This window comes from Sandarakinorhabdus sp. (genome assembly GCF_987265915.1).
In genome coordinates, this window is record NZ_OZ503948.1 from 2,868,980 (window position 1) to 2,886,737 (window position 17,758).

The 17,758-nt window shown below is 66.2% G+C and carries 22 protein-coding genes, 2 tRNA genes and 1 pseudogene; 10 read left to right on the forward strand and 15 right to left on the reverse strand.

The annotated features are described in order from the left end of the window. Positions 1-111: 111 nt before the first annotated feature. Entirely contained in the window at positions 112-399 is a 288-nt protein-coding gene (locus AC6UUM_RS13670) for a homogentisate 1,2-dioxygenase domain-containing protein (protein WP_500802817.1), read from the forward strand. Positions 400-454: 55 nt separating this feature from the next. Here the strand turns inward: AC6UUM_RS13670 and AC6UUM_RS13675 are convergent, their stop codons facing one another. From AC6UUM_RS13675 to AC6UUM_RS13705, 7 genes are all read right to left on the reverse strand, one after another. After that, the gene (locus AC6UUM_RS13675) at positions 455-1,426 is read right to left on the reverse strand and encodes a PEPxxWA-CTERM sorting domain-containing protein (protein WP_500802818.1); all 972 of its coding nucleotides are present in this window, start codon (positions 1,424-1,426) and stop codon (positions 455-457) included. A 456-nt stretch (positions 1,427-1,882) separates the two neighbouring features. After that, a tRNA-Phe gene (locus tag AC6UUM_RS13680) sits at positions 1,883-1,957 on the reverse strand. Positions 1,958-2,000: 43 nt separating this feature from the next. Then, positions 2,001-2,222 (reverse strand): DNA gyrase inhibitor YacG, encoded by a 222-nt coding sequence (gene yacG / locus AC6UUM_RS13685; RefSeq protein ID WP_500802819.1) that lies wholly within the window; start codon positions 2,220-2,222, stop codon positions 2,001-2,003. Next, positions 2,206-3,144, reverse strand: a complete 939-nt coding sequence (locus AC6UUM_RS13690; RefSeq protein WP_500802820.1) for a ribonuclease — start codon at positions 3,142-3,144, stop codon at positions 2,206-2,208. Before AC6UUM_RS13690 ends, yacG begins: the two co-directional genes overlap by 17 nt. Next, positions 3,141-3,710: a Maf family protein gene (locus AC6UUM_RS13695; RefSeq protein WP_500802821.1), complete on the reverse strand. Its 570-nt coding sequence runs from the start codon at positions 3,708-3,710 to the stop codon at positions 3,141-3,143. Before AC6UUM_RS13695 ends, AC6UUM_RS13690 begins: the two co-directional genes overlap by 4 nt. Further along, a complete protein-coding gene (locus AC6UUM_RS13700; RefSeq protein WP_500802822.1) occupies positions 3,710-4,762 on the reverse strand; it encodes a DUF2332 domain-containing protein in 1,053 nt (350 codons plus the stop codon). Before AC6UUM_RS13700 ends, AC6UUM_RS13695 begins: the two co-directional genes overlap by 1 nt. 8 nt (positions 4,763-4,770) lie before the next feature. Then, the gene (locus tag AC6UUM_RS13705; RefSeq protein WP_500802823.1) at positions 4,771-5,088 is read right to left on the reverse strand and encodes a 2Fe-2S iron-sulfur cluster-binding protein; all 318 of its coding nucleotides are present in this window, start codon (positions 5,086-5,088) and stop codon (positions 4,771-4,773) included. Between the two features lie 86 nt (positions 5,089-5,174). Here AC6UUM_RS13705 and AC6UUM_RS13710 point away from each other — a divergent pair, with 86 nt between their 5' ends. Beyond that, entirely contained in the window at positions 5,175-6,119 is a 945-nt protein-coding gene (locus AC6UUM_RS13710) for an NAD(P)-dependent oxidoreductase (RefSeq protein WP_500802824.1), read from the forward strand. Continuing rightward, positions 6,116-6,265 (forward strand): hypothetical protein, encoded by a 150-nt coding sequence (locus AC6UUM_RS13715; RefSeq protein ID WP_500802825.1) that lies wholly within the window; start codon positions 6,116-6,118, stop codon positions 6,263-6,265. Before AC6UUM_RS13710 ends, AC6UUM_RS13715 begins: the two co-directional genes overlap by 4 nt. Before the next feature lie 24 nt (positions 6,266-6,289). Here the strand turns inward: AC6UUM_RS13715 and AC6UUM_RS13720 are convergent, their stop codons facing one another. Next, a complete protein-coding gene (locus tag AC6UUM_RS13720; RefSeq protein ID WP_500802826.1) occupies positions 6,290-6,928 on the reverse strand; it encodes a DUF1134 domain-containing protein in 639 nt (212 codons plus the stop codon). 164 nt (positions 6,929-7,092) lie between these two features. Between AC6UUM_RS13720 and AC6UUM_RS13725 the strand changes: the two genes are divergently transcribed. The 3 genes from AC6UUM_RS13725 to AC6UUM_RS13735 all read left to right on the forward strand — a co-directional run bounded on the left by AC6UUM_RS13725 (position 7,093) and on the right by AC6UUM_RS13735 (position 9,086). Then, entirely contained in the window at positions 7,093-8,394 is a 1,302-nt protein-coding gene (locus AC6UUM_RS13725) for a UDP-glucose dehydrogenase family protein (RefSeq protein WP_500802827.1), read from the forward strand. A gap of 70 nt (positions 8,395-8,464) precedes the next feature. Next, a tRNA-Ser gene (locus tag AC6UUM_RS13730) sits at positions 8,465-8,556 on the forward strand. Between the two features lie 101 nt (positions 8,557-8,657). Next, positions 8,658-9,086 carry a YqaA family protein gene (locus tag AC6UUM_RS13735; protein WP_500802828.1) on the forward strand — a complete coding sequence of 143 codons (429 nt, stop codon included), beginning with the start codon at positions 8,658-8,660 and terminating at the stop codon, positions 9,084-9,086. Here the strand turns inward: AC6UUM_RS13735 and AC6UUM_RS13740 are convergent. From AC6UUM_RS13740 to modA, 3 genes are read right to left on the reverse strand one after another with little or no spacing between them, the layout of a single operon-like run. Next, on the reverse strand, positions 9,083-9,784 hold the full coding sequence (locus tag AC6UUM_RS13740; protein ID WP_500802829.1) for an ATP-binding cassette domain-containing protein: 702 nt from the start codon (positions 9,782-9,784) through the stop codon (positions 9,083-9,085). The genes AC6UUM_RS13735 and AC6UUM_RS13740 overlap by 4 nt on opposite strands. Next, positions 9,777-10,454: a molybdate ABC transporter permease subunit gene (modB, locus tag AC6UUM_RS13745; RefSeq protein WP_500802830.1), complete on the reverse strand. Its 678-nt coding sequence runs from the start codon at positions 10,452-10,454 to the stop codon at positions 9,777-9,779. The genes AC6UUM_RS13740 and modB overlap by 8 nt, the downstream gene beginning before the upstream one ends. Beyond that, entirely contained in the window at positions 10,451-11,155 is a 705-nt protein-coding gene (modA, locus tag AC6UUM_RS13750) for a molybdate ABC transporter substrate-binding protein (protein WP_500804981.1), read from the reverse strand. The genes modB and modA overlap by 4 nt, the downstream gene beginning before the upstream one ends. Positions 11,156-11,247: 92 nt before the next feature. Here modA and AC6UUM_RS13755 point away from each other — a divergent pair, with 92 nt between their 5' ends. Continuing rightward, positions 11,248-12,384, forward strand: a complete 1,137-nt coding sequence (locus AC6UUM_RS13755) for a pyridoxal phosphate-dependent aminotransferase (RefSeq protein ID WP_500802831.1) — start codon at positions 11,248-11,250, stop codon at positions 12,382-12,384. Between the two features lie 45 nt (positions 12,385-12,429). Here AC6UUM_RS13755 and AC6UUM_RS13760 read toward each other — a convergent pair whose 3' ends face one another. Next, positions 12,430-13,647, reverse strand: coding sequence for a TCR/Tet family MFS transporter (locus AC6UUM_RS13760; protein WP_500802832.1), 1,218 nt, complete (start codon positions 13,645-13,647; stop codon positions 12,430-12,432). Between the two features lie 133 nt (positions 13,648-13,780). Here AC6UUM_RS13760 and AC6UUM_RS13765 point away from each other — a divergent pair, with 133 nt between their 5' ends. The 3 genes and pseudogenes from AC6UUM_RS13765 to AC6UUM_RS13775 all read left to right on the forward strand — a co-directional run. Beyond that, complete coding sequence (locus tag AC6UUM_RS13765) at positions 13,781-14,170, forward strand: NADH:ubiquinone oxidoreductase subunit NDUFA12 (protein WP_500802833.1); 390 nt, start codon at positions 13,781-13,783, stop codon at positions 14,168-14,170. Between the two features lie 8 nt (positions 14,171-14,178). After that, on the forward strand, positions 14,179-14,679 hold the full coding sequence (gene mlaD, locus AC6UUM_RS13770) for an outer membrane lipid asymmetry maintenance protein MlaD (RefSeq protein WP_500802834.1): 501 nt from the start codon (positions 14,179-14,181) through the stop codon (positions 14,677-14,679). Further along, a pseudogene (locus AC6UUM_RS13775) lies at positions 14,663-15,040 on the forward strand (DUF2155 domain-containing protein); the annotation flags it as partial. The gene mlaD and the pseudogene AC6UUM_RS13775, both read left to right, overlap by 17 nt. Before the next feature lie 35 nt (positions 15,041-15,075). Here the strand turns inward: AC6UUM_RS13775 and aat are convergent. The 3 genes from aat to accB are packed head-to-tail and all read right to left on the reverse strand — an operon-like array spanning position 15,076 to position 17,702. Continuing rightward, positions 15,076-15,768 carry a leucyl/phenylalanyl-tRNA--protein transferase gene (gene aat, locus AC6UUM_RS13780; RefSeq protein WP_500802835.1) on the reverse strand — a complete coding sequence of 231 codons (693 nt, stop codon included), beginning with the start codon at positions 15,766-15,768 and terminating at the stop codon, positions 15,076-15,078. A gap of 48 nt (positions 15,769-15,816) precedes the next feature. After that, positions 15,817-17,193 carry an acetyl-CoA carboxylase biotin carboxylase subunit gene (gene accC / locus AC6UUM_RS13785; RefSeq protein WP_500802836.1) on the reverse strand — a complete coding sequence of 459 codons (1,377 nt, stop codon included), beginning with the start codon at positions 17,191-17,193 and terminating at the stop codon, positions 15,817-15,819. Next, positions 17,193-17,702: an acetyl-CoA carboxylase biotin carboxyl carrier protein gene (accB, locus tag AC6UUM_RS13790; protein ID WP_500802837.1), complete on the reverse strand. Its 510-nt coding sequence runs from the start codon at positions 17,700-17,702 to the stop codon at positions 17,193-17,195. Before accB ends, accC begins: the two co-directional genes overlap by 1 nt. Positions 17,703-17,758 lie beyond the last annotated feature (56 nt).

A 17,758-nucleotide genomic window follows, 5' to 3' on the forward strand; every position in this document is an offset into this window, starting at 1 on the left:
TGCGGGCAATGGGAAGGAAAATGGTGCCCGGAGGCGGACAAGAACATCGCTCCGGATTCGCGTATATTTTCAAAAAATTACAAAACGCCTTGCGGACAGTTGTGTGGCACGATGGGAGCACTGCGCGCCATGCAGACGCTATCTCGGCTCCGAATCAGAGAGATGTTCGGCTTTGCTCCCAGCAGCGTCTCGCTGCTCAACATTGTGAGCGCACACGGCACCGACGTCGCGAACTGGCAGGCGACGAGCGCCGCCGACCTCAAGCCGCACCAGATAGCCGACACCGTGTCATTGATGATCGAAAGCTGCTGGCTGTGCTGGGTCAGCAATGCGGGTATGGATGCAGCCCAGCCGCATTGTGACTCGGTGTGGGCGGGGTTTCCCAAGGTGCGGCTGTAGGATGCCTTTTGGCACCATGTGTTGCCCACTCCCAGAAAGCTAGCCACGTCTCTGTTCAAGCTTGGAAAGCATGCCGCCGCGCTTGGAGGCGCGCGGTAGTGCCGACGAAGCCAAAGCCAATAATCATCATGGCCCAGCTGGCTGGCTCCGGCACATTGGAGATCTCCAACCCACCCAAAATTTGTTGTCGCAGCGTATCCGGCGTGCCGGTGGCAAGGTCGACACGGAAAGTGTTTGTTGCGTCGACGATAGCACCGCGCTGCGAATAGGCGCTTACAAAGGCGTGCAGATAGAATCTGTCACCGGGGTTGAGCATAAGCGGGCTGCCGTCGCATCGAGTCGATGCGTCGACTGTTGCTGACACGAATTGGGGTAAACCGCCGCTCGCAAAGCCGCCGCGGGTAATCGACGTCATATTGGAGGCAACCACACCACCGACGCCGCAGGCAATCGCTTCAGGAAAAAGAAACTGGCCCGAATAAAATTCGGGTGTGAAGACGGCGAGCCGAACTTCCACGGCACCGGCGCTGTAAGGGAAAGACCCCGGACCAAACGGATCCGCGAAATTGATCGGCAAGAAGTGTATATTGAAATCGAGGTTGCCGACCAGGGGAAACGCCACGGCTTCAGGGCCGTAAAATGTGTAGGCGTAGAGGGCACTTGCTGACCCAAAGCCAACACTGAAACGTCCGGCCTCGCCTGCCGCCGTCCATGCGTACGTACGCAGCACCGGCAATAGCACGCCGCCAATATTGGCACCGAGAACCTCCCCACCGCCGTCAGCAAAGTCTTCGAAAAGTGCTACTTTCGCATAGAGTCCTGAATCGTTCGATCGGAAAATCTGACTATGAGGGTAATCACCAATAATCTCCACCGGAATGGTATTAGGAACCGAGGGACAAGGACCAGTCAGCGGCGCATCGGGACAGCTTGCAGCGATTCCGACAGCGGTCGATCTAGAGCGGAAATCTTCTGCGCGGGCGGCATTGGCAGCCATCACAGCAAACATGAACAACAGTTTGATCATCGCACTCCTCAAGCAAACATTCGAAAATCTATTATCCAACAGTTCCCAGAAAGCCCTAAAGAGAACGCCGGTTCAGGGCACGATAGCCGCGTGGGACGGCATCGGGCAACTGCATTTTCGCGTACTGACACTTTCAGTCGCTCCTTGACGCTCCAATCTCGCAATAGAACTGCTTGACCCGCGCAAAAGGTGTGATTTTCACCAGAGATAGAAGTAAGTTGGCCGCCGATGCTCTCGCAGGACCCAGAGCTTGCTGTCAGCATCTCCCCCCTCGTCCGTTGATGCCGCGAGTTCTCCAAGCAGGATCAACGGCACATCCAGCGGCCATCGCTGGCGATCTTGCCAATTCGCGGACCCAGAGCGCCGTGACAATCTGAAGACGATAGATTCGGCATGTGATGCAGTGAACGTCTAGTTGTCATTGAAAACCAGCCAGTTGAAAGAGTTTGGCTGGAATGGTGCCCGGGGGCGGATTTGAACCACCGACACGGGGATTTTCAATCCCCTGCTCTACCCCTGAGCTACCCGGGCCCACGGTGCGCGCGGCGGGGTGGCCGGCGTGGGAGGATGGCAATTAGCCAGCCTGTTCGCCGTTGTCCAGCGCCGAGACGTCAGAAAGTTCGTCCTCGCCTGTCTTGCCGGGGATGACATAGACGTCGGACAGCCAGGCATTCAGGTCGCGGCTGCGGCAGCCTTCCGAACAAAAGGGCTTGAACGCCGCCACTGCGGGCTGCTTGCGGCAATAGACGCAAGCGCGCGGAGCAGATGCCTTGGGCGGATCAACCTTGCTGGACATGCGCCATCTCTCCCTGTTGCAAGGCCACACGGCCACCGGTGATCCGCGCCAGATCGGCGATCAGCGCCGGCCGCGCGCCCAGCCAATCATGCAGCGCTGGTGGCCCGCTGATGGTGACGGCGCCCGTCAAGCGCATGGCGCGGCGCAGCAGCTCCAGCGCGGCAAAGCCGGGCCGCCGTGCCTCCTCCAGCAAGGACAGGCGCCCGCGCGGCCGGATGATCTGCACCAGGCCAAAGCCGTTCATGGCGGTCTTTTCAAACGGGGTCGGCAGATGGGCGGCCAGCAGCGCATCCACGCCTGCGCGGGCAGCCCGGCCGCCGAGCGAGGGGAAATCCACCACCACCGGGCCGCCGATCCCATGGCGGCGAATCGCGGCGGCAACCGCGATGCCAGCGGCCTCGGCCAGCCGGCCGGGATCGCCGGGGCCATCGACATCGATCACCAGCATGCCCGGTGTCGGCGCCATCAACAGGCGGCCGCCGGGAAAATCGATCACACCGGTCACCGCCTGTTCCACCACCGCATCCCAGCCGGATTCGCTTAAGTGGTCCGGGCCGAAGGGCGATATCAGAGTCGGCTGTTCGAACGAATCGGCCAGCGCCGGCGCAGGGTTCGCCGGGCCATCATGGGCCACCACCCGCGCCTGCTTGTCGCGCGCGCCGTCACTTCGGGTTTCGCGCACCACCTGGGCGAGCCTGGTCTGGCCTTCATGCCAATCGGCCGGGCGCGGGATGAGCAGCGCCTCTTCGCCGGCGATTCGCACCACCGCGTGGCCGGCATCGCGGCGCAGCAACTGCGCCGGCGCGACCAGCCCGAATGGCAGCGCCACGTCGCTGCGGCGCAGATGGGCCTCCACCACGCGATCGCCCTCCAGCAGCAGCGCCCGCGCCGCGCCGGGGGCCGGCTCGATCAGCGCCGTCACAGGGTCCAGCCGCTCGCCGCCAGCAACAGGCGCGTGTCGTTCAGCGGCAGCCCGACCACGCCGGAAAAACTGCCCGAAAGATTGCGCACGAAGGCCTCCGCCGCGCCCTGGATGGCATAGCCACCAGCCTTGCCCTGCCAATCGCCGCGCGCGATCAGCCAATCGATATCGGCGTCCGTCAACCGTTGAAAGGTCACCACCGTCTCGCTCAACCGTTCGCGCAAGCACCCGCCCGCATCCACCACAGCCACCGCGGTCAACACAAGGTGCCGCCGGCCGGACAGCAGCGCCAGGCAGGCGCGCGCCGTGGCTTCGTCTTCGGCCTTGGGCAGGATGCGCCGGCCCACGGCCACCACCGTGTCCGCAGCCAGCACGATCTTGCCGGCATGGCGCGGCGCCACCGCCAGTGCCTTTTCCCGCGCCAGCCGGCGGGCGTGGTCGCCGGGGCGTTCGGTTTTGCCCGGGGTTTCGTCGATCTCGGCCGGGTCCACCGCCGCCGGTACCAGCCCCAGGCGAGCGAGCAGATCGAGCCGGCGCGGACTGGCCGATGCCAGCACGATCGCCATCAAGCGCCCCACCGCACAAAGGCGCCATGGGCATGCGCGTGGCCGAGCAACTGTTCTTCGGCCACACCACCACGCCACAGGCGCAGGCGAATGGTGGGGGTGGCGGGCTGGGCCGGATCGTCCATTTCCAGCCGCAGCCAGGCCAGGGGCGCATCTGGCGTGGCGGTACGGCCAAGCGCTTCCAGCCGATCAATGACGCGCTGCTGGCCGGCGGGTGGGAAATATTGGAAGGCGATGCTGTGATAAACCACCGTGGTGACGCCGGCGGTCAACGCCAGCTGCTGTTCCAGCCAGTCTGCCGCATCTGCTGCCGCCAAACATGGCGGCCACTGCCGGGCCAGCGCGATGGCGGCGGCGGTGCGCGCCAGTCGTTCCGGTTGATCGGGCCAGATGAAGGCCAGCAAGCGCTCTGCCACCGCCGCATCCGCGACATCGAGCGGCGCCAGATCGACGCCGTGGCGCGCGGCAATCTCGATCCGGGTGGCCGGCGGCGGCGGCCCGGTCCATGCCGGCGCAATGCGCACCGCGCTGCCCGGATCGCCCATCACGACACCGCCCAGATCGCTGCAAAACCGGTCCATGTTGAGATTGAGGCCGGCGCTGGCCCCCAGTTCCACCAGCGACAAGGGCAGGCCGGTGTGCGCGGCAACCACCAACAGGCCGGGCAACAGCGCCCCGGCCCGGCCGACTTCGTTGGTTTGCGGCGCGCTGCCCAGAAAATCCGCGATGGCGGCATCGCAGGCCGGATCGGTAACGACAGCCGCCAACGCCGCGACCAGGGCCGCATCGTCCGGCATCGGTGCCGGCGGATACTGGGCCGCCAAAGCGGGCACCCGGCCGGCGCGCACCAGCCAGTTCAGCGCGCCGGTCATCCGCATCGGCAGCGCATCGGTCATCGGTTCGCCCGGCCAGGCTGCCAGGCGTTTGCCAGTCAGGCTGGCGGGATCGATCCCCGCCGCCACAGCCCGGCACACAGCGGCGGTGAACGGCGCCCGCAAGGCATCACAAAACTGCGCCTGCTGGCGAAACGCCGCCGCGATGTGCGCCGTCACGCCTCGGCTCAATCTTCCGGCGCGATGGTGACGCGCAGGCCGTCCAGGGCGGCAGTGAACGGGATCTGGCACGACAGGCGGCTGTTCGGCTGGTTGTGATCCGACGAATCGAGCAGATCGGCTTCATCGGCATTGGCCGGGCCGGTGCGCGCCATATCGGCGGCATCCACATGCACGTGGCAAGTGGCGCACGAACAGCAGCCGCCGCACAGCGCCAGCAGCTCATCGATGCCGGCGTCCTTGATGATTTCCATGACGCTCAGGCCGACTTGCGCGGGCAGCACGCGCTCTTCGCCGCTGCGGGTGGTGATCGTGATGCTGGCCATGGCAGCCTTCCTTGGCAAAGTGAGAGACATGCTCCTGTAGCGAGCCGCCGCGCTTGCCGCTAGGGTTCAGAAAAAGGGGAATGAACATGCGCATCGCTCATCAATTCGCGCCGCCGATGTCGGCGATGCTGGCCGGCTTGCCCGGTGTCACATCGGCGACCCATGTGCCGCAGGCGGATCGATGGGCGCTGCCCACCGATGTCGATGTGCTGTTCGTGCTACACGGCGAAGGCGAAGATCGCGCCCAGGCGCTGGCGGCGCCGCGCCCCGCCGGCTGGCCGGGCGCGGTGAAACTGGTGCAACTGGCCAGCGCCGGCGCCGACGATTATCCGCCCTGGCTGTTCGAAGCGACCGCGGCCAGCGCATCGGGCACCACCGCCATTCCGATTGCCGAATATGCCCTGGCCGTGATGCTGGCCCACGCCAAGCAACTGGCCAGCATCACCCTGAAACCGGACGACACGTGGCCGGAACGCCAGCAGTTCGTCGAAAAGCCGCTCGGCACCTTGCACGGCCGCACGCTGGGCCTGGTTGGGCTGGGCAATATCGCCACCCAGGTCGCGCATTATGCCCACGCCTTCGGCATGAACATCCTCGCCTCGCGCGGCAGCAACGCACCGGCGCCGCAGCCGTGGATCAACGTGGCGCCGCTGGACGAGGTGGTGGCGCGCGCCGATCATCTGGTGCTGGCTGCACCGATCACGCCGGCGACGCTGCATCTGCTGAACGCCGATCGACTGGGCCGGATGAAGGCCGATGCGCACATCATCAATGTCGGGCGCGGCGGCCTGATCGATCAGGATGCGTTGCTCAGCGAGCTGGACAAGGGCCGGCTGTGGGCCAGCCTGGATGTCACCGATCCCGAACCGCTGCCGGCCAGCCATCCCCTGCTCAGCCACGCCCGCTGCCGCATCACCCCGCATGTGTCGTGGAGCAACCCCGACATCAACCGCCGCATCATGGAGCGGCTGATGGAGAATATCCGGCGTTTGGGTGCGGGTGAGGCGTTGCTGGGGGCGATTGCGGGATGAAGCAGGAGCAGAAACTGGCTGCGCTGCGTCGTGAGATCCAGCACGGCCTCGACAGCGGGCCGTCCGCTCCAATGGATATGGCGGCGATCAAGGCAGAGGCGCGGTTGCAACGGCTTCGGGAGCAGAGCAATTTCAATATGGGTTAAAGCGGCTTTTCCCCGCCGAACCCATCAGAACGGCAGCACCCGGCCCTTCTTGCTGAACCGCAGATAGCCGCCGTTCAAACCAAGCCGCGCACCCACACCCAGTTTGATCGGCACCACCACGATTCGGCCGCGCTGCATGTAATTGGCGGTGAAGCCGCCGATCAGATAGGCCTTGCCCTCGGCCGCCGGGAAGCGTTGAAACAAATCCTCGGTATCATCGAGATGATAGACCAGCGCGAACACCTTCGATCCGTCGCCGCCGAAATCAAAGCCCACCGATGGCCCGGTCCAATGGACTTTCCGCTGGCCTTCCACCTTGTGATACAGCGTGCCGCTGCCATAGCGCAAGCCGATGACGAAGGCGCCGCCCACCTCGCGGCCGACGATATAGGCGTTGGGCTGGCCGCGATCCTTGAATGTCTTGCGCACGATTTCGGCAAGGCCTTCGGCGCCCTTGCCGAACACATCTTCGGCCGCGCCGAGCACATCATCCTCGGCATAGGCCGGCCCGGTGGCGGGCGGCAGCGTGGCCGGCTGGGCAGATGGCGGGGCGGGCGGCTGGGTTTGGGCCGGCGCGGTCGGCGCCACTTGCGCGAAAGCCGGCCGGCCGATCATGGCCATCAACAACAGCGGCGCTGCGGTGGAAAATGCCCTGCTTGTCATGCCGTGCTCCCGGAAAACCTCTGCCGCCATGGCCGCCCCGATGTGAACCAAAGCTGAGCCAGCCGGCCGCCGAAATCGCGATTGCCATTGTAGCGCGCAGGGTTGCCCTGTGCTAGCCGCACCCGCAGCACACGATCCCTCACGCCAGCCCGGGAATTTCTGCGATGCGTATTGCCATGATCGGCTCAGGCTATGTCGGATTGGTATCGGGGGCCTGCTTTGCGGATTTCGGCCACACCGTTGTGTGTGTGGACAAGGATCCCTCCAAGATCGAGCGGCTGAACAACAATATCATGCCGATCTATGAGCCGGGGCTGGACACGCTGGTCGCCAGCAATGTCAAGGCCGGGCGGCTCAGCTTCACCACCGATCTGGCCGCCGGCATCGAAGGCGCCGAAGCGGTGTTCATCGCCGTGGGTACCCCGTCGCGGCGCGGCGATGGCCATGCCGATCTGTCCTATGTCTATGCCGCGGCCCGCGAAATCGCCCATGCCATCAAGGGCTATGTGGTCGTGGTGAACAAATCCACTGTGCCCGTCGGCACCGGCGACGAGGTGGACCGCATCATCCGCGAAGAACGGCCCGATGCCGATTTCGCCGTCGCCTCCAATCCGGAATTCCTGCGCGAAGGCGCCGCCATCGGCGATTTCAAGCACCCGGACCGCATCGTCGTCGGCACCGAGGATGATCGCGCCCGCGCCGTGATGACCGAACTTTACCGGCCCTTGTTTATCAACCAGTCGCCGCTGTTGTTCATGGGCCGCCGATCGGCGGAAGTGACCAAATATGCCGCCAACGCCTTCCTCGCCACCAAGATCACCTTCATCAACGAAATGGCCGATCTGTGCGAAGCGGTGGGCAGCAATGTGCAGGATGTGGCGCGCGGCATCGGCATGGATGGCCGTATCGGCAGCAAATTCCTGCACGCCGGCCCCGGCTATGGCGGCAGCTGTTTCCCCAAGGATACGCTGGCGCTGATCAAGACCGCGCATGATTACAACTCGCCGGTGCGCATTGTCGAAACCGTGGCGGCGGTGAACGAGGATCGCAAGCGCCGCATGGCGCAAAAGGTGATTCGCCTGGCGGGCGGCAGCGTCGCCGGCAAGACGGTGGCGATCATCGGCCTGACCTTCAAGCCCAACACCGACGACATGCGCGATGCGCCGTCGATCGCCATCATCGAGGAACTGCAAAAGGCCGGCGCCATCATCCGCGCGCATGATCCAGAAGGCACCGAACAGGCGCAACTCGTGCTGGAGAATGTCGCCTATTTCAACACGCCCTACGAAGCGCTGGAAGGCGCCGACGTCGCGGCCATCGTGACGGAATGGGAAGCGTTCCGCGCGCTTGATCTGGCGCGGGTCAAATCGGTGATGAAGACCCCGGCAATTGCCGACCTGCGCAACATCTACCGCCCGAGCGAGATGGCCAGGCACGGCTTTGCCTATCTGGCGGTCGGGCGCTGATTAGCGGCGGCTGCCCTTGCAAAGCTGTTGCCAAGCGCGCAGCCAAGTGGCTATAGCCGCCGTCTCGTCCGGAGTCGTGGGTGAGTGGCTGAAACCAGTAGTTTGCTAAACTGCCGATCTGGGTAACTGGATCCGAGGGTTCGAATCCCTCCGACTCCGCCACTGAAAATTATTATGCGCCCGCAACCCTCGCTTGAAGGTTTTGGTGCGGGGCGCGCCGGCCGGGCTTGGTCGGCCGCCACTGGTCGGCTATGCCGCCGTCGATGATCACCGATGCCACCGCACTGGCCGGCCTGTTCACCAGCGCGCTGCTGGCCGGATCGATCCTGCCGGCGCAATCGGAACTGGTGCTGGCCGCCATGCTGCACGCCGGCAGCCTGTCGCCCTGGTTGCTGGTGGCGGTGGCGACCGCTGGCAATGTGCTCGGCGCGTGTCTCAACTATCTGCTCGGCCGTTCGGCGGCGCGCTTTCGGCATCGACGCTGGTTTCCGATCACCGATGCGGGCTGGCAGCGCAGCACGCGCCTGTTCAATCGCTACGGCGTGGGCACGCTGCTGCTCAGCTGGCTGCCGATCATCGGCGATGGCTTCACCCTGATCGCCGGCGCCGCGCGCACGCCGCCGTGGCTGTTCCTGGCGCTGGTCACATTGGCCAAGGGCGGCCGCTATGCCGTGATGGCGGCCTTGTTCTAACCGTTCAGCCAGCGGCCCAGTTGGCTCAACGGGTTGCCAAGCAGGTCAGGCCCCTGTTCGACGATGCGGCCATCCACCATGAATGCCGCTGTATCGGCAATGCCGGCGGCATCGTCCAGATCGTGGGTGACGATGATCATCGGCGCGGCGGTCCCAAGGCCAGTGGCAAGCGCGCGCATCTGCGCCACCAGGGCGACCAGCGCGCGGCGCACCGGGCGATCCACCGCCGCGAACGGTTCATCGAGCAGCAGCAGCGCCGGTTCACGCGCCAGGGCGCGCGCCAGCGCAACGCGCATCTGTTCCCCGCCCGACAATTGCGCCGGCCGCCGCCGGGCCACAGCCCCATCCAGTTGCACGGCCGCGAGCAGCGCCAGCGCCGCACCGGCATCGCGGCGCGTTTGTGCGATCATCACATTGCCCAGCGCATCGAGATGCGGGAACAGCCCGCCACCCTGCATCACCAGCCCCACACGCCGCCGCCAGGCCGGCAGGCCTTGCCGGTCATCCTGCCACACATCACCGCCCACCTGCACATGGCCCGCGGCCGGCACCAGCCCGGCAATGGCCTGCAACAGGCTGGTCTTGCCCGCCCCCGATGGCCCGACCAGCGCCAGCGTCTGCCCCGGCGGCACGTGCAGGCGCGCGTCCACAGCCAGTGGGCCGGCCCGGGTCAGCGCCACGCGCAGCCCGTCAACCACGCCCAGCCTGCCTTTGCCGGCCCAGCAGGAACAGCAGCGCTGTCGCCGTCACGCTCACCCCGGCCAGCAGCAGCGCCAGCCGCACGGCGCCGGCCATGTCGAACGCCTGCACCCGATCATAGATGGCGAGGCTGAGCGTCGCCGTTTCGCCGGGGATCGCGCCGCCGACCATCAGCACCACGCCGAATTCGCCCAGCGTGTGCGCAAACGCCAGCACGGCGCCGGTGGCCAGCCCCGGCCAGGCCAGCGGCAGTTCCACGCGGCCAAAGGATTGCAGCGGGGACAGGCCGCAACTGGCCGCCGCCCGGCGCAGATCATCGCCAACACCGCGAAACGCCTGCACCGCGGGCTGCACGGCGAGCGGCAGGTTGATCAGCACCGAAGCCAGCAGGATGCCGGCAAAGCTGAACACCAGCCGGCCGCCCGTCATCGCCGCCCAAGCCCGGCCGACCGGCGTTTCCGGCCCCATGGCGATCAGCAGCGCCAGCCCGACCACGGTGGGCGGCAGCAGCAGCGGCAGCAGCAACAACGCCTCCAGCAGCGGCTTGCCGGGCCAGCGCGTGGTGGCCAGCCAATGCCCGAGCAACACGGCCACCGGCAACAGCAACAACGACGTCGCGCCGGCCAGCGCCAGCGACAAGCGCAGCGCCGTCAGATCCGCAGCGATCATGGCAAGCCAAAACCAGCCCGGCGCAGCGCCGCGCGCCCCTGCGGCCCGGTAAGCCGGTTGGCGAACGCGCGCGCCGCCGCATCGGCGCCCGGCATCACCACCAAAGTCTGCACCAGCGGCGCATGCAGCGCCGGCGGCACCGGCACGACGATCAGGCCGTCACCCACTTCCCGCGCCAGCGGCAATGCCACCAGACCGGCCTCGGCCGCGCCACTGGTCACGAAGCTGAGCGCCTGGGCAACATTGTCGCCCAGCACCAGCTTGGACTTTGCGACTTCGGCCGCCCGCAGACTCGCCAGCACGCCCTGCGCGGCAAGGCCATAGGGCGCATGGGCCGGATTGGCGATCGCCAGATGGCGCACGCGGCCATCGATCAGCGCGGCCTTCAACCCGGCCAGATCGCGCACGCCGGCACCCGGCCGCAGCACCAGCGCCAGCCGCGCCAGCGCATAGGGGCGGGCCACGGCGCCGGGCGACGCCGCCACCACGCGCTGCGCCGTGGCGGCATCGGCCATCAACAGCAGATCATAAGGCGCGCCGTTCATCGCCTGCTGCGCCAGATTGCCCGACGATCCGAACACCAGGGTCAGGCGCTGGCCGGTGGCGGCCTCATGTATCTGCGCCAGCACCGGCAGCGTCGTGCGCAGATCGGCCGCTGCGGCGACCGTTGTAGCCTGCACCGCCAGCGGCCAGACAAGCATCACCAAGAGCAACCAGCGCAGCATCATCGCGGCGTCATGCCAGCGCCGGGCCCCCTGTGCAACGCAGGCCCATTGCGGCTAAGGCAGCGGCCATGCTCCGTCCCGATCCCGTCGAACCGTTCCACGCCATCGCCCTGTCGCGGCTCGCCCGCCAACTGGAGGGCGAAGGCCGCAGCATCATCCACATGGAATTCGGCCAGCCCTCCACCGGCGCGCCGGCCGCCGCCATCGCGCGGGCGAGCCAAGTGCTGGCCACCGATCCCGGCAGCTATTGGGAATCCGAACCGCTCAAGGCCCGCATCGCGCAGCTTTATGCGGATCGCCACGGCGTCAGCGTGGCGCCGGAGCGCATCATCCTCACCTGCGGCGCGTCGCCGGCGCTGGTGCTGGCGTTGAGTTCAGCCTTTCGCCCAGGCGATGTGATTGCCGTCGCCCGCCCCGGCTATGTCGCCTATCGCAACAATTGCCACGCGCTGGGCTTGAGCCCGCTGGAAGTGGCCTGCGGGGCCGACAGCCGCTACCAGATCACCGCCGCGCATCTGGCGGCGCTCGATCCCGCGCCGGCGGGTGTCATCATCGCCAGCCCGGCCAACCCCACGGGCACCATCATTCCTGCCGACGAAATGGCCGCCATCGCCGCGGTGTGCAAGGCGCGCGGCATCCGCATCGTGTCCGATGAAATCTACCACGGCTTGTCCTTCGTCGGCCCGGTGGCGAGCGCGCTGGAATATGCGCCGGATGCGCTGGTGGTGAACAGCTTCTCCAAATATTTCTCCATGGTCGGCTGGCGGCTGGGTTGGCTGGTGGCGCCGGATGATCTGCTCGGCGCGGCGCGGGCACGCATGGGCAATCTGTTCCTCACCGCGCCGACGCTGTCGCAGCATGCCGGGCTGGTGGCGATGGACTGCACGGACGAACTGGAAGCCCATGTCGCCCGCTACACCGCCAATCGGGCCCTGATGCTGGCGGCACTGCCGGCCATGGGGCTGACCAAGATCGCGCCGCCCGATGGCGCCTTCTATATCTGGGCCGATGTCGGCCATCTGACCGACGATGCCATGGTGCTGGCGGAACAATTGTTGCGCGATACCGGCGTGGCTTGCGCGCCGGGTTTCGATTTCGATCCGGTGGATGGGCATCGCTATCTGCGCTTCAGCTTCGCGGTTTCGACGCCGCTCGTCGAGGACGCCATCGCGCGCATCACGCCTTGGTTCCAGGCACGCCAATAACGCCCCTCCCGTTGCGCTTCGCTCGCCTTCGGCTCAGGGGAGAGGTTACTCCGCGGCCACCACCCGCCGCCCGGCGTGGGCGCGGAAGAACAGCACCGCCGTCAGCCCGACAAACACCAGTGACAGCACGAACGGTGCCCCCGGCGCATAGACCGGCGCGCCGCCGCCGGAAAACCAGCCGAACGTGTTGGTCATCAACGGTGGCCCGATGATCGCCGACAGGCTCTGGATCGACGCCACCGCGCCTTGCAGTTCGCCCTGTTCGGTCGGCCCAATCTCGGCCGACATCAAGCCTTGCAGGCAGGGGAACACCAGCCCCTGGCAGCACGACACCGCAATGCCCAGGTAAACCATCCAGCCCACATCGGCCATTGCATAGGTGCTGTAGCCGGCCACCGCCGAAATCAGCCCGAAGATGATGATGCGGCGCTGGCCGAACCGCGGGATCAAACGCCGGCTGAGCACACCCTGCACCAGCGCGCCCGACACCCCGACCGCGGCCAGGCTCCAGCCGACCTGTTCCGGCGTCCAGCCGTAACGCAGCTGGCCGTGATACGACCAGATCGAGTAGAGCGACTGGTAGGAAATCGTCCACACCAGCACGGTGGCGGCGAGCATCAGCACCACCGGATGCGCCGACTTCAGCCAAATCAGCGCGCCGACCGGGTTGGCGCGCCGCCAGTCAAACGGCCGCCGGCGCTCGCGCGGCAGCAATTCGGGTAGCACGAACAGGCCATAGACAAAATTGCTCATCGCCAGCACTGCCGACAGCAGGAACGGCACTTCAGAGCCAAATTTGGCCACCAGCCCGCCCAGCGCCGGCCCGATGATGAAGCCGAAGCCAAACGCCATGCCGATCACGCCGAAATTCGCGCCGCGCTTTTCCGGCGGCGTCACGTCGGCGATATAGGCATAGGCGGTGGGGAAGGTCGCGCCGGTGATGCCGGCCACCACCCGCGCCGCCACCAGCCAGGCGAGCGTGGGCGCATAGGCCATCACCAGATAATCGAGGCTGAACGCTGCCAGGCTGGCCAGCAGCACCGGCCGCCGGCCAAAACGGTCCGACAGTCCGCCGATCACCGGCCCCATCACGAACTGCACACTGGCATACATGAAGGCGATCCAGCCCGACACCTGCGCGGCGCTGCCCAGATCACGCCCGGTCAATTTCATGATCAATTCCGGAAACACCGGGATGACAATGCCAAAGCCGATCGCATCGATCAGCACGGTCACGAAGATGAAGGCCAGGGCGCGGTTCACGCCGCAGGCGCCAATGGGTGCTGGATCATGGGAGCGCTGGTTAGCGGCTTTTTCCGGCCGCGCCTATCCGAACGTCGCCGGGGTTGCGCGGCTGCGGCAAAATATGCTTGGAGTGCCGCGAAGGAACCTGCCCGTGTCGCTGCTCTCGATGCTTTTTACCTGGTGGAACGGCCCCGGCCTGACCACGCGAATCTTCACCGCGCGCCATGGCACGGAGGTCGGCCGCGATGATCAGGGCAATACCTATTACCGCAAGGGCAGCGGCCCCACCGAGAAACGCTGGGTGATCTACAACGGCGAACCCGAAGCCAGCCGCATCCCGCCGGAATGGCATTTGTGGATGCACCGCACGGTCAATGATCCGCCCAGCACCAAGCCGCTGATCACCCGCACCTGGGAACGCGGCTGGACGCCCAACGCCACCGGCACCAGGTTGGCGCACCGCCCCGCCGGCGCGCTGATCGCTGGCACCAAGCGCGCCGCCACCACCGGAGATTACCGCGCCTGGACGCCGGACGCCTGACAGCGGCCATGGCCAGCACCCTGAAAGACAATCTGATCGAAGCCATTGTCGGCCTATTGGTCGTGGTGATGGCGGTGGGTTTCGTCGGCTTCGCCTGGGCACGCACCAGTGCGGGTGGCGGCCAGGATGGCGTCACCCTGCTGGCGCGCTTTCCCAACATCGGCGGCGTCACGCTCGGCACCGATGTGAAGGTCGCGGGCGTGCGGGTCGGCAAGGTCGCCGGGCTGGAGCTGGATCCCACCAGCTATCAGGCAGTGCTGAAGCTGACGGTGGATCGCGGCCTGAAACTGCCGATCGATTCGTCGGCCGCGGTGAGTTCCGAAGGGCTGCTCGGCGGCAATTTCATCGCCCTGACGCCCGGCGGCGATTCGGCGCTGTTGAAGGATGGCGAGGAAATCGTCGAAACATCAGGCGCGCCTGATCTGATGGGCCTGATCGGCAGCGTGGTGAACCGCTCCGGCGGGGAGCCGCCAGCCGCGCAAGGCAGCGCCGATGCGCCCAAGCCCTGAATTGCTGTTGCTGGCGGCGCTGGCAGCCAGCCCGGTGATCGCCCAGCCGGCCCCGCCTGCGGCATCCGCTCCTGCCGCAGCCACCCCTGCCCCGCAACCAGCGCCGCGTGTCACCGCGCCAACCCCGGTGAAGGATCGCGTGCTGGTGATCGGCGCGCTCGCCAAGCGCACCGGCAAGACACAGTTTTTCACGCTGAAGCCCGGCCAATATGTCGATTTCACCGGCATCCGCATCATCGCACGCACCTGCGAAACCACGCCGCCGTGGGAATCGCCCACTTTGTCAGGCGCGTTCCTGCAGGTGAATGAAACGCTGCGCGGTCAGCCGGCGCGGCGGGTGTTTTCCGGCTGGCTCTATGCCGAAACGCCCAGCCTGAACGTGATGGAGCATCCGCGCTACGACGTCTGGCTCAAAAGCTGCACGATGCGCTTTCCCGACGGACCAAAGCCGCGCTCTCCGGCGCCGGAATCATCGCCGGCGAAGAAATCCGCCGAACCGGCCACCGCCGCCGCCAATTGACTGCGATAATCGCGCGCCGAAATCTCGGTGGCGCCAAAGCCGGCGAGGTGGCTGGTCAAAAATTGCGTGTCGAGCAGCGTGAACCCGCCCAGCCGCAGCCGCGCCACCAGCGCCGCCAGGCAGCATTTGCTGGCATCGCGCACGTTGGTGAACATCGATTCGCCGAAGAATGCCGCGCCCAGCCGCACGCCATACAGGCCGCCGGCCAGTTCGCCGGTTGGGGTCCACGCCTCCACCGAATGCGCATCGCCGCGCTGGTGCAGCGCCAGATAGGCCTCGGCAATCATCGGGTTGATCCAGGTCTCACTGCGCCCTGGCGCTGCCTTCGCACAGCCAGCGAGCACATCGGCGAAGGCGTGATCGACGGTGAAGCGGAAATTCTGCTGCTTGAGCGTCTTGGCCAGGCTGCGCGGCAGATGGAAGCCATCCAGCGGCAGAACCCCGCGCCGCCGCGGTTCCACCCAGAACACTTCGGTCGAATCGGCGCGCTCGGCCATCGGGAAGATGCCGCTGGCATAGGCGCGCAGCAGCATGTCGGGATCGAGGCGGTTGACGATCGGCCGGCTCACGATGAACTATTTGCCTTGGGTACGCGGCCAACGCCACAGCCAATGTGATCAGGCGTCAGGCGATCCTGCCGCCGCTGCGGCCTTGGCCGCCAGCCAGCGCTCCAGCCACTTGATCGAATATTCGCCGGCCTGGAAATCCGGGTCCTTGATCAACGCCTGGTGCAGCGGGATGGTGGTTTTCGGGCCGTGGATGACGAATTCCTCCAGCGCGCGCCGCAGCCGCATCAGGCATTCATCGCGATTCGCGCCGTACACGATCAGCTTGGCGATCAGCGAATCATAATAAGGCGGGATGCGATAGCCATCATAGAGCGCCGAATCGACCCGCACATGCAGACCGCCGGGCTGGTGGAAATCGGTGACGCGGCCGGGTGACGGCGCAAAGGTCGCCGGATCTTCGGCATTGATGCGGCATTCGATGGCATGGCCTTCGAAATTGATCTGATCTTGCGTTACCGACAGCGGCAGGCCCGATGCAACGCGGATCTGTTCGCGCACCAGATCGATGCCGGTGATGGCTTCGGTCACCGGATGTTCGACCTGCAGGCGGGTGTTCATCTCGATGAAGAAGAACTCGCCATTTTCCCACAGGAATTCGATGGTGCCGGCGCCGCGATATTTCAGCTTGGAAATGGCGCTGCGCACCACTTCGCCCATGCGCGCGCGTTCGGCCGCACCCAAGGCCGGCGACGGGGCTTCCTCCAGCACCTTCTGGTGGCGGCGCTGCAACGAACAATCGCGCTCGCCCAGATGGATGGCACCGCCATGGCCGTCGCCGAAGATCTGGAATTCGATATGGCGCGGTTCCGACAGATATTTTTCGATATAGACGGTGTCGTCGCCAAAGGCCGCCTTGGCTTCGGACTTGGCTTGGGAAATCAGGCCGGGCAGGCTGGCGGCATCGGGGATCACCTTCATGCCGCGGCCACCGCCGCCGGATGCGGCCTTCACCAGCACCGGGTAACCGATGATCTCGGCCACGGCGAGCGCCTCTTCCATGCTCTCCACCGGGCCGTCTGAGCCCGGCACCAGCGGCAGGCCGAGCAGTGCGGCGGTGCGCTTGGCCTCCACCTTGTCGCCCATCTTGCGGATATGTTCGGGATCGGGCCCGATCCAGGTGATGCGATGTTCCTGCACGATCTCGGCAAAGCGCGCATTTTCGCTGAGGAAACCGTAACCGGGATGGATGGCATCGGCCTGGGCAATCTCGGCGGCCGAAATGATCGCCGGGATGTTCAGATAGGAATCGGTGGCCGATGGCGGCCCGATGCAGATGGCTTCATCGGCCAACCGCACATGCATGGCATCGGCATCGGCGGTGCTGTGCACGGCGACGGTGCGGATACCCATTTCCCGGCAAGCGCGGTGCACGCGCAGCGCGATTTCGCCCCGGTTGGCGATCAGGACCTTCTTGAACACCGGCATCACTCGATGATCAGCAGGGGCTGGTCATACTCCACCGGCTGTTCGGATTTCACCATGATCGAACGCACGGTGCCGGCGCGCGGCGCGGTGATCGGGTTCATCACCTTCATGGCTTCGATGATCAGCAGCGTGTCGCCCACCTTCACGGTCGCCCCTTCGGAGACGAACGCGGCCGCGCCCGGTTCCGGCGTCAGATAGGCGGTGCCGACGATCGGCGATTTCACCACGCCGGGATGATTGCGCACATCGTCACCGGCGGTGGAGGCCGGGGTGGAGGCGGCGGACGACGGCGGCGGCGGTGCCGGCCAGCCGCCAGCCGGCGGCGCGGGCGCATAGGCCGGCGCATAGTGCGGCGCGGCGGTCACCGAAACCGGCGCCGCGGCGCGCACCACACGGATCACCCGCTCACCATCCTGCACTTCGATCTCGGTCAGGTTGTTGGCGTCGAGCAGCTCGGCCAGTTCGCGCACCAGGCCGGTGTCCACGACGATTCCCGTATTGTCAGGCATGTTGATCCCGTCTGTTGCCCCAAAATCCCCTGTTCCTTGCCGCAAAGCCGCCGCCG

Coding starts and splice junctions, on each gene's coding strand:
- AC6UUM_RS13725 (WP_500802827.1), top strand. CDS start 7,093: ATGCGTATTGCCATGATCGGCTCAGGCTATGTCGGATTGGTATCGGGG.
- AC6UUM_RS13735 (WP_500802828.1), top strand. CDS start 8,658: ATGATCACCGATGCCACCGCACTGGCCGGCCTGTTCACCAGCGCGCTG.
- AC6UUM_RS13675 (WP_500802818.1), bottom strand. CDS start 1,426: ATGATCAAACTGTTGTTCATGTTTGCTGTGATGGCTGCCAATGCCGCC.
- yacG (WP_500802819.1), bottom strand. CDS start 2,222: ATGTCCAGCAAGGTTGATCCGCCCAAGGCATCTGCTCCGCGCGCTTGC.
- modB (WP_500802830.1), bottom strand. CDS start 10,454: ATGATCGCTGCGGATCTGACGGCGCTGCGCTTGTCGCTGGCGCTGGCC.
- AC6UUM_RS13670 (WP_500802817.1), top strand. CDS start 112: ATGGGAGCACTGCGCGCCATGCAGACGCTATCTCGGCTCCGAATCAGA.
- AC6UUM_RS13705 (WP_500802823.1), bottom strand. CDS start 5,088: ATGGCCAGCATCACGATCACCACCCGCAGCGGCGAAGAGCGCGTGCTG.
- AC6UUM_RS13710 (WP_500802824.1), top strand. CDS start 5,175: ATGCGCATCGCTCATCAATTCGCGCCGCCGATGTCGGCGATGCTGGCC.
- mlaD (WP_500802834.1), top strand. CDS start 14,179: ATGGCCAGCACCCTGAAAGACAATCTGATCGAAGCCATTGTCGGCCTA.
- AC6UUM_RS13720 (WP_500802826.1), bottom strand. CDS start 6,928: ATGACAAGCAGGGCATTTTCCACCGCAGCGCCGCTGTTGTTGATGGCC.
- AC6UUM_RS13695 (WP_500802821.1), bottom strand. CDS start 3,710: ATGGCGATCGTGCTGGCATCGGCCAGTCCGCGCCGGCTCGATCTGCTC.
- AC6UUM_RS13715 (WP_500802825.1), top strand. CDS start 6,116: ATGAAGCAGGAGCAGAAACTGGCTGCGCTGCGTCGTGAGATCCAGCAC.
- accB (WP_500802837.1), bottom strand. CDS start 17,702: ATGCCTGACAATACGGGAATCGTCGTGGACACCGGCCTGGTGCGCGAA.
- modA (WP_500804981.1), bottom strand. CDS start 11,155: ATGCTTGTCTGGCCGCTGGCGGTGCAGGCTACAACGGTCGCCGCAGCG.
- accC (WP_500802836.1), bottom strand. CDS start 17,193: ATGCCGGTGTTCAAGAAGGTCCTGATCGCCAACCGGGGCGAAATCGCG.
- AC6UUM_RS13755 (WP_500802831.1), top strand. CDS start 11,248: ATGCTCCGTCCCGATCCCGTCGAACCGTTCCACGCCATCGCCCTGTCG.